Raw genomic sequence first — 8,878 nt, forward strand, 5'->3', positions numbered from 1 at the left:
TAACTACAGCCTGCATAGACATAAGGTGCCGCGCCCTGCCCCGAAGTTCCGCCGGATTGCTCAACCGCCTGGGTTGTCGACCTGGATATAGAACGCATAAGCCCCCAGCAGAATCCAGAACACCATGAAAATCCACGGCGTGCGCACGGAAAACAGCAGGGACTTGCGATAGCCCTTGTGGGACGACTCGCGCTCGGAAAACAGCGGCGACTCGTCATAGGCCAGGCCCATCACCGGTTCGCTGTGCAGCAATTGGCTTTGCTTGAAGTGCCAGTGATCGATGATGTCATACGCCGCGCGGATGCCCGGCCAGGCGTTGAGCGAGCTGAGAATGCCCAACAGTGCCAGGAACAGCGGCACGATCAGGGTAAACAGCTTGCCCCACTCTGGGTTGAGGTTACCCATGCCTGACACGAAGGCGATCACCAGGAACGATTGGGCGGTGAGGTAAGCGTCGGTGCGGTTGGCCAGGATGGAGGTTTCGTACTGGATCTCGCGGCGATAGAAGTCCAGGCGGTCCTTGGGCGAACCGAAGATCTTTGCGTTGTGTTCGCTGTGGTCGTTCAGCGCCGCTTCCGGAGTGTGGGGGGAGATGATTCTGGGCACGGGGATGGTCCACGGGGTGTATAGACCCCGTTAGAGGAACAGGCCGTGTGGGGAGTTCAAGTTTGTTGTGCACCGGGTTGGTGCGCGGCGTGTTTGTTGAAGGTGGGGTGCACCTTTCTGGGTGGCTGGCGGAGCGCCGCTGCGCAGCCTGGCGCGAGCAGGCTCGCTCACTACGCGGGCGGATGTGTTGGAAGGTGGGGTTTCGGCACAGGCATTGCTTTATGGATTCATCTGTTTGGAAACAGGAGCATTCGTTACCCCCCGACCCAGAGCCGACATCCTGAGAAAGTAAGGACCAGGCCCGCTGGCACCTCGCGCCACGGGCTCATAAAAACATGCGTTTTTCAAAACGGCAGTGCCGCTTGCGCAACCCAAGGCACTGACAAGGTACTGGAATGGCTCGATCTTTCTTTGATGAGATGAATGACGCAAACGGCGTGTGCCGTGCGCATTATCAGGATTTCTCCCGCTGGCTGGCCAATACGCCGCCGGAACTGCTGGCCCAGCGTCGTCGTGAAGCCGATCTGCTGTTTCACCGCGCCGGAATCACCTTCACCCTGTATGGCGACGAACAGGACACCGAGCGCCTGATCCCTTTCGACATCATCCCCCGCAGCATCCCTGCCAGCGAATGGCGCGTGATCGAGCGCGGGTGTATCCAGCGGGTCAATGCGCTGAACCTATTCCTCGCCGACATCTACCACGATCAACGCATCATCAAGGCAGGGATCATTCCAGCGGATCAAGTGCTGGGCAACGAGGGTTACCAGAAAGCGATGGTCGGGCTGGACCTGCACCGCGATATCTACTCGCATATCTCCGGCGTCGACCTGGTGCGCGATGGCGACGGCACTTATTACGTGCTTGAAGACAACCTGCGTACCCCCAGCGGCGTGAGCTACATGCTCGAAGACCGCAAAATGATGATGCGCCTGTTCCCAGAGGTATTCGCCCGGCAGCGCATCGCGCCGGTGGATCACTACCCCAACCTGCTGCTCAAGACCCTCAAGAGTTCCAGCCGCCTGGACAACCCCAACGTGGTGGTGCTGACCCCAGGCCGCTTCAACAGCGCATTCTTCGAGCATGCCTTCCTGGCCCGGGAAATGGGCGTGGAACTGGTGGAAGGCGCCGACCTGTTCGTGCACGACCTGAAAGTATTCATGCGCACCACCGACGGGCCCAAGGCGGTGGATGTGATCTACCGCCGTATCGACGATGCGTTCCTCGATCCGCAGGCGTTCAACCCCGAATCCATGCTCGGCGTACCTGGCCTAGTGGCCGCCTATTGCGCCGGTAATGTGGTGCTGGCCAACGCCATCGGCACCGGGGTGGCCGACGACAAGTCGATCTACCCCTATGTGCCGGACATGATCCGTTTCTACCTGAATGAAGAACCGGTGCTACAGAACGTGCCGACCTTTCAGTGCCGCAAACCGGCGGAACTGTCTCACGTGCTGGCCAACCTTGAGCAACTGGTGGTCAAGGAAACCCAGGGCTCGGGCGGCTACGGCATGCTGGTCGGCCCGGCATCCACCGCCGCCGAAATCGAGGACTTCCGCCAGCGCATCAAGGCCCGCCCTCACGCCTACATCGCTCAACCGACCCTGAGCCTGTCGACCTGCCCGACCTTTGTGGAAAACGGCATCGCGCCGCGGCATATCGACCTGCGCCCGTTCGTGCTGTCGGGCAAGGAGACCCGCCTGGTACCGGGCGGGCTCACGCGGGTGGCCCTCAAGGAAGGCTCGCTGATCGTCAACTCGTCGCAAGGCGGCGGAACCAAGGACACCTGGGTGGTGGAGGACTGAATCATGCTGAGTAGAACCGCCGCAGACCTGTATTGGATGTCCCGCTACCTGGAGCGCGCCGAAAACCTGGCGCGCATGCTCGAAGTCAGTTATTCGCTATCGCTGATGCCCCAGGCCGGTCGCAGCGATGGCTTGGACGAACTGGCCATGTCGTTGCTCAGCAGCGGCACCCTGGACAGCTATCTGGAACGTCACACCCAACTGGACGCCGAGCGCATGCTGCACTTCTTCGCCCTTGACGAAGAAAACCCCGCCAGCATCTATAACTGCCTGCGCGCCGCGCGGGGCAACGCCCATGCGGTACGCGGACGTATCACCGCCGATATGTGGGAGAACCTCAACGCCACCTGGCTGGAAATGCGCAGCATCGCCGCCGGCGGCCTGGGCCGACACGGCATCAGCCACTTCTGTGACTGGGTCAAGCAGCGGTCGCATCTGTTTCGCGGGGCAACCTCGGGCACCATCATGCGCAACGATGCCTATCGCTTTATCCGCCTGGGCACGTTTGTCGAGCGCGCTGACAACACGTTGCGCCTGCTGGATGCGCGCTATGAGATGTTTGGCGAAGAATCGGAAGAAGTCAGCGACCTCTCGGCGCGCGGGTATTACCAGTGGAGCGCTCTGCTGCGTGCGTTGTCGTCGTTCGAAGCCTATACGCAGCTGTACCCGAACGCGCTGAATGCCCGCTCGGTCTCGGAGTTGCTGTTATTGCGCAGCGACGTGCCGCGTTCACTGCATGCCTGTGTCGAGGAACTGAACCACATCCTCGCCGACCTGCCCGGCAGCTACGGGCGCACGGCGCAACGCCTGGCGGCGGAGTTTGAAGCGCGGCTGCGCTACACCGGGATCGATGAAATTCTCGAAGACGGCCTGCACAGCCGCCTTACGGAGTTTATCGACACCGTGCGCGAATTGGCGCGGGCGATTCACAGCTCCTATCTCGAAGTGGTCTGAGGGCTCAGGGGCGGCCCAGGAAGTCGAGCAGCAGCGCATTCACCTGCGTGGCCTGCTCGTTCTGGATCCAGTGACCGCAGTGGGGCAACACATGCTGCTCCAACTGCGGCACGCAGTCGGGCATGCGTTTGAGTGTGTGGGCTTCGAAGACACCCACCGGATCGCGGTCGCCGATCAGGAACAACGTCGGCTGCATCACCTGCCGCCCGGCCAAAAACTCGGTGCGCTGCCAATTGCGTTCGAAATTGCGGTACCAGTTCAACGGGCCGCGAAAGCCATGTTCGGTAAAGGTCTGCACGTACACATTTAAATCTTCTTGGGAACACCAACCGGGCAGCGGACCCGGCACAGGCACGCCTTCAAGCAAGGTGGCGTCGGCAGGTTTTTGCTGGAGGAACACATCCTGATCCTGCATAAACAGCCGCAACGTGCGCTCGATATCGGCGTTCAGTTCGCGCTCGGCCACTCCAGGCGCCTGGAAATACAGAATGTAATTGAAGCGTTCGGCATACAGCTCGCGCATGATCTCGATCACCGGCCGGCGCGCACGCCCGGCAAACGGTACCGACATTGTGATCAAGCGGGTGATGCGCTCAGGCTCAAGCAATGCCAAGTGCCAGGCCACCACTGCGCCCCAGTCATGCCCGACCATCACCACCTGGGTATGCCCGAAATGATCCATGGCCTGTTGGATATCGGCGCACAAGGTCAACAGGTCATAGGCAGCGATCTCGGCCGGCGAGCTGGATGGCCCGTAACCGCGCATCTGGGGCACGAACACTCGATAGCCTGCCGCAGCCAGGGCCGGGATCTGTTCGCGCCAGGAGTGCCAACATTCGGGAAAGCCATGCAGCAACCAGATGGGCGCGCCATTTTCCGGCCCGGCGATATGCACGCACAGTTCAATACCGTTGACCTTGAGGGTGCTCCGCTGGCTATCGTTCATGGTTGGCTTCCTTGTAATGGCCCAGAATGCGAGGAAAGAGTGAGGGAGGTGCGGGATTTGCACCAGCATCATTTGCGCCAAATGCTCGGTCATCAGCGCCGCTCGGGGGCTGATAGCCAAGAACCGGGGTGCATCAGGTCAGGACGAAATTGCCCACCAGCTCGGCAACAACGGCCGTACCCGCGCCTCACCGAAACGATCGTCGATCAACATCACCACGCCTTGGTCCTGCTGGCTGCGGATAACCCTGCCGGCTGCCTGCACGACTTTTTGCAGGCCTGGATACAGATAGGTGTAGTCGTAGCCTGAACCGAAAATCGCGGCCATGCGCCGCTTCATCTGTTCATTGACCGGGTTCAGTTGCGGCAGGCCCAGGGTGGCGATGAATGCGCCGATCAGGCGCGCACCGGGCAAGTCGATACCCTCGCCAAACGCGCCGCCGAGCACGGCGAACCCCACCCCTTGGCTATGTTCGGTGAACTGGTCGAGAAAGCCCTGGCGCTCAGCCTCGGCCATGCCCCGTGACTGCTGCCACAGTGGGATATGCGGGTGCTGTTCGGCCAGGCGCTGCGCCACTTGTTGGAGGTAATCGAAGCTCGAAAAAAACGCCAGGTAGTTACCGGGTTGCTGCGCGAATTGCTGGGCGATCAGCTCGACGATGGGGCCCACCGACGCCTCGCGATGCACGAATCGGGTCGAGATCTCATCGACAATGCGCACCCGCAATTGCTCGGCCTTGAACGGCGACGCCACGTCCACCCACGCCGTGTCCGCAGGCAAGCCCAGCAAGTCGGCGTAGTAATGGCGCGGGCTTAACGTGGCGGAAAACAACACGCTGCTGCGGGCAGCGGTCAGTCTTGGGCGGATGAACTCGGCGGGCACCACATTGCGCAGGCACAGGGTCGAGCTGCTGCGCTTGCCGCCCAAGGAGCGTTTAGTGATGTCGAAGATGAAGTGTTCGTTGAATAACTCGGCCACTTTGGCAAATTGCAGCGCGTCAAAGTAAAAAGCTTGCAGATCGCCGGCCAGGGCTTCGGGGTGATCGTTGAAGTAATCGCCCATGGCACTCGCGCACAGACTCAAGGCACTGAGCATTTTATCGGGCCTGGCGTCATAAGCCTGGTACGGCGCCACTTGCGCCTTGTGCAACGCGTTCCACTCGCGATTGAGGCGCTGCAAAGGCTTTTTCAGGGCCTCGGGCGCCTCGTCGCGCAATGTCTTGAGGCGGTACTGATCAAGGCTGGCGCTGTACATCCCGCGCGCGCGCTCCACCAGGTTATGAGCTTCGTCCACCAGTACCGCGGCGCGCCATTGGTTGAGCTGGGCGAGGCCGAACAGCATGGCGCCGAAGTCGAAATAATAGTTGTAGTCGGCTACGACCAGGTCAGCCCAGCGCGCCATTTCCTGGCTGAGGTAATACGGGCAAACGTTGTGGACCAGGGCGACCTCACGCAGATTGCACTGGTCGAGCAGCCGTAGCTTGGCCGCAGCGCTTCGTGCGGCGGGCAAACGGTCGTAAAAACCTTTGGCCAAGGGGCAGGATTCGCCGTGACAGGCTTTGTCCAAGTGCTCGCAGGCTTTGTCCCGTGCCACCAGTTCCAGCACACGTACATGCAAGTCCGGGTTGCGGGTGAACAGCACCTGGGCGGCATCCAGAGCAAGCTTGCGCCCAGGGGTTTTGGCCGTGAGAAAGAACACCTTGTCCAACTGCTGCGGCGCCAACGCCTTGAGCAGCGGAAAAATCGTGCCGATGGTCTTGCCAATGCCGGTGGGCGCCTGGGCCATCAGGCAACGGCCGGTGCTGACGGCTTTGTACACCGACTCGGCCAGAACCCGCTGGCCGGGGCGAAAGTCGGCATGGGGGAAGCCAAGGTTCTGCGCCGCGCGGTCGCGCGCCTCTCGGTGATCCATCTCCCGCCGGGCCCAATCCAGGAACAGCGCACATTGCTGGTTGAAGAACGCTTCCAGGGCGTGGGCCTGGAAGCGCTGATTGAGCAGGGTTTCGCCCTCGCCAACGATATCGAAGTAGACCAGCGCCAGATCGATCTCTGTCAGCCCCAGTTTCTGGCACATCAGCCAGCCATACACCTTGACTTGAGCCCAGTGCAGTTGGCGGTGGTTGGCGGGTTGGGCGTCGAGGTCGCCGCGGTAGGTTTTGACCTCTTCCAGGCGCTGGCTGTCCGGGTCGTAGCCATCCGCCCTGCCCCGCACCTTGAGCTGCTGGTACTCGCCTTCCAGGGCCACTTCGTTCTGATAATGCGGGCTGCGGCGCGACGCCACGGTGCGGTGGCCGACGATTCCTTCCTGGGCGCTGGGCGACGGGGTGAAACGCAGGTCCAGGTCACCGACCTTGGCGGTGAACTCACACAAGGCACGCACCGCCACGCTGTAACTCAAGCCGGTTGCTCCGCCCAGCGCACGTAGCAGACCGTGACCGGCATCTGGTATTCGCCACAGAACTCCAGCCAGCGCAGTTGGTTGTCTTGCAGGCGGTCGCCGGGGCCTTTGACCTCGATCATGCGGTAGGTTTTTTGCGCCGGCCAGAACTGGATCAAGTCCGGCATGCCAGAGCGATTGGCGCGGATGTCCAACAGCAAGCGCTCGAACCAGTAGCGCAGGTGGGCGGCGGGCAGGCATGCGAGGGCTTGCTCCAGCAGCTCTTCGCTGAGCAGGTTCCAGAACACGAACGGCGACTGGATGCCCCATTTATCGCGGTAACGCTGGCGAATGGTGTTTTTGTAGCGCTCGTCCTGCAGTTGCTCGAAACAGGCGGCGAACAGCGGTGCGCGGCGTTGGTGGAAGTCTTCACTATGCAGGTCCACCGGGCCACGCTGGAACGGGTGGAAAAACGCACCGGGCAATGGCGCGAAAATCACCTCCCAGCACAGCAGGCCGAACAGCGAATTGATCAGGCCGTTTTCCACGTAATGCACCGGCGCGTCAGGCGCGCTGAGATGGGCTTGCACACAGTATTCAACGGACATCAGCGGCTCGGGCAACGCCAGGTCCAGGTCCAGGCGCGTGACCGGACGCGGCTTGGGTTTGGGCAGCGCCGGTTCACCCAGTTTGCGCCGCAGGCGCGGCACCACACGCAGCAAGTGCTGCTGTTCGGCGGCGCTTTCCGGTGCCTGCTGCGCGGCGCTGGCCAGGGCCAAGGCTTGGACGTAATCCTCCTGGCGTTCCAGTACGCGGATCAAGCGTGCGCGGGCACCGGGGTAGGTGCAGGCGCGGTAGATCTGCTGCGCCAGCGCCAATTCGGCGCTGCGTTCACAGGATTGGCCCACCTGGAACAACAGTTTGGCCCGACGCTTTTCCAGCCACGGGTTGTCGGTACGCAGGCTGGCGATCCGAGCCAGGACCTCGTCCACGGCCTCGCCGCTTTCAAAGGCGTGCTGACACTGGTGCAGAAACAGATAGCCGTGCACGTCGTCACGGCTGCGCAGGCCACGGGACTCGGTGCAGAACTCGACTTTTTCATAGGTGTAGATGCCCAGGTCCGCCAATACGAATTCAGACCAGTCCTGATGCAGATTGCCAAAGAACATCAGGCGCAGGCGATCGCACAATTCCATCACCGTGAGGCTGTACAGCGTGTCGGCCAGGTCCGGGCACCACTGCGCAAAACTGCGCGGCTCGTTGAATCGCGCAGTCAACCCTTCCAGCCAGTCGGCTTTCTTGCCTTTGGGTTGTTCGATCCAGGGTTTGAACGCACCCAGCAATTCACCCTTTTGCAGCAGCGCGAACAGCTCCTCAATGGCCAGCAGACAGTGGCCGTCCACCCAGCCCAGCGCCAATAGCGGCGCGGCGGCCGCATGGGGGCAACCTATCTCGACATAGTTGAGTTTGCCCGCACGAAAGTGCACGCCTTTGCGCATCACCATACGTACCAACAGAGCCTGGGACGCCTGCGGCAACCTGTCGAATTGCTGAATGAAATGCTGTTCGTCAGTATCGAGCAAATCGGCATAGCGCTGCCCCAGCCAATGCAGGACCTGGCGGAAGTTATGCAGGTAGTAGAGCGGATCGTCGAGGGGGTTGGCCATGGCGCGCGGTGATCAAATACTGGTTATGCATACAGAGTGCCGTTGCCGTGGCTGTGTTGCAATCGGTAATAGATAAATGGCGCACGCAACTTTTTGTATAAAAGTGATCTGATGGGGAAGCCGATGGCGTAACATTTATACCCCGCTGCGTCTGGCGCGGGACTTTTCAAGGTTAAAGGTAAGGGTTATGAACATGAAGAATCTGGGTCTGCCGCTGGTTGCGCTCACTTTTCTGGCACTGGCCGGTTGCGCCACGCAAACCGTCGTCACTTTGCAAAACGGCACGCAATACCTGACCAAAGACTCACCTAAAACCAAAACCGCAGACGGGTTCTACGAATTCACCGATATCGCCGGCAAGCGCATCCGCGTCAAAGCCGATGACGTGGCCACCGTCCGCAAAGAAGACTGATCCCAACGCGCAAAAGCGCCAGTCTGAAGGAAAGCACACTGTGGAAGGGGGCCAAGCTGGAAGGGGCTAGCCCCCGGTAGCGTCCAACCAGCCCCCTCCCTGCCCCTTCAGT

At 61.1% G+C, this 8,878-nt stretch carries 7 protein-coding genes; 3 read left to right on the forward strand and 4 right to left on the reverse strand.

Going from position 1 to position 8,878, the window contains the following annotated elements:
• Positions 1–60: 60 nt before the first annotated feature.
• Positions 61–606, reverse strand: a complete 546-nt coding sequence (locus ABX75_RS15105; RefSeq protein ID WP_034097814.1) for a hypothetical protein — start codon at positions 604–606, stop codon at positions 61–63.
• A gap of 395 nt (positions 607–1,001) precedes the next feature.
• Between ABX75_RS15105 and ABX75_RS15110 the strand changes: the two genes are divergently transcribed.
• Together ABX75_RS15110 and ABX75_RS15115 are read left to right on the forward strand one after the other, a co-directional pair.
• A complete protein-coding gene (locus ABX75_RS15110; RefSeq protein WP_040268308.1) occupies positions 1,002–2,411 on the forward strand; it encodes a circularly permuted type 2 ATP-grasp protein in 1,410 nt (469 codons plus the stop codon).
• Positions 2,412–2,414: 3 nt separating this feature from the next.
• Positions 2,415–3,365 (forward strand): alpha-E domain-containing protein, encoded by a 951-nt coding sequence (locus ABX75_RS15115; RefSeq protein WP_034097812.1) that lies wholly within the window; start codon positions 2,415–2,417, stop codon positions 3,363–3,365.
• A 4-nt stretch (positions 3,366–3,369) separates the two neighbouring features.
• On the opposite strand, the gene ABX75_RS15120 is transcribed toward ABX75_RS15115, so the two are convergent.
• The 3 genes from ABX75_RS15120 to ABX75_RS15130 form a co-directional block, all read right to left on the reverse strand.
• A complete protein-coding gene (locus ABX75_RS15120) occupies positions 3,370–4,311 on the reverse strand; it encodes an alpha/beta fold hydrolase (protein WP_047882211.1) in 942 nt (313 codons plus the stop codon).
• Between the two features lie 138 nt (positions 4,312–4,449).
• Complete coding sequence (locus ABX75_RS15125) at positions 4,450–6,708, reverse strand: ATP-dependent DNA helicase (protein WP_047882212.1); 2,259 nt, start codon at positions 6,706–6,708, stop codon at positions 4,450–4,452.
• Positions 6,705–8,354, reverse strand: a complete 1,650-nt coding sequence (locus ABX75_RS15130) for a VRR-NUC domain-containing protein (protein WP_047882213.1) — start codon at positions 8,352–8,354, stop codon at positions 6,705–6,707. The genes ABX75_RS15125 and ABX75_RS15130 overlap by 4 nt, the downstream gene beginning before the upstream one ends.
• Positions 8,355–8,541: 187 nt before the next feature.
• Between ABX75_RS15130 and ABX75_RS15135 the strand changes: the two genes are divergently transcribed.
• The gene (locus tag ABX75_RS15135) at positions 8,542–8,766 is read left to right on the forward strand and encodes a YgdI/YgdR family lipoprotein (RefSeq protein ID WP_034097805.1); all 225 of its coding nucleotides are present in this window, start codon (positions 8,542–8,544) and stop codon (positions 8,764–8,766) included.
• Positions 8,767–8,878 lie beyond the last annotated feature (112 nt).

It is taken from the genome of Pseudomonas sp. ARP3 (genome assembly GCF_001029595.1).
GTDB classification, from domain to species: Bacteria; Pseudomonadota; Gammaproteobacteria; order Pseudomonadales; family Pseudomonadaceae; genus Aquipseudomonas; species Aquipseudomonas rhodesiae.

What these genes read in the sequence shown, in the direction of transcription:
- ABX75_RS15110 (WP_040268308.1), top strand. Translation starts at nt 1,002, where the DNA reads ATGGCTCGATCTTTCTTTGATGAGATGAATGACGCAAACGGCGTGTGC.
- ABX75_RS15115 (WP_034097812.1), top strand. Translation starts at nt 2,415, where the DNA reads ATGCTGAGTAGAACCGCCGCAGACCTGTATTGGATGTCCCGCTACCTG.
- ABX75_RS15120 (WP_047882211.1), bottom strand. Translation starts at nt 4,311, where the DNA reads ATGAACGATAGCCAGCGGAGCACCCTCAAGGTCAACGGTATTGAACTG.
- ABX75_RS15130 (WP_047882213.1), bottom strand. Translation starts at nt 8,354, where the DNA reads ATGGCCAACCCCCTCGACGATCCGCTCTACTACCTGCATAACTTCCGC.
- ABX75_RS15135 (WP_034097805.1), top strand. Translation starts at nt 8,542, where the DNA reads ATGAACATGAAGAATCTGGGTCTGCCGCTGGTTGCGCTCACTTTTCTG.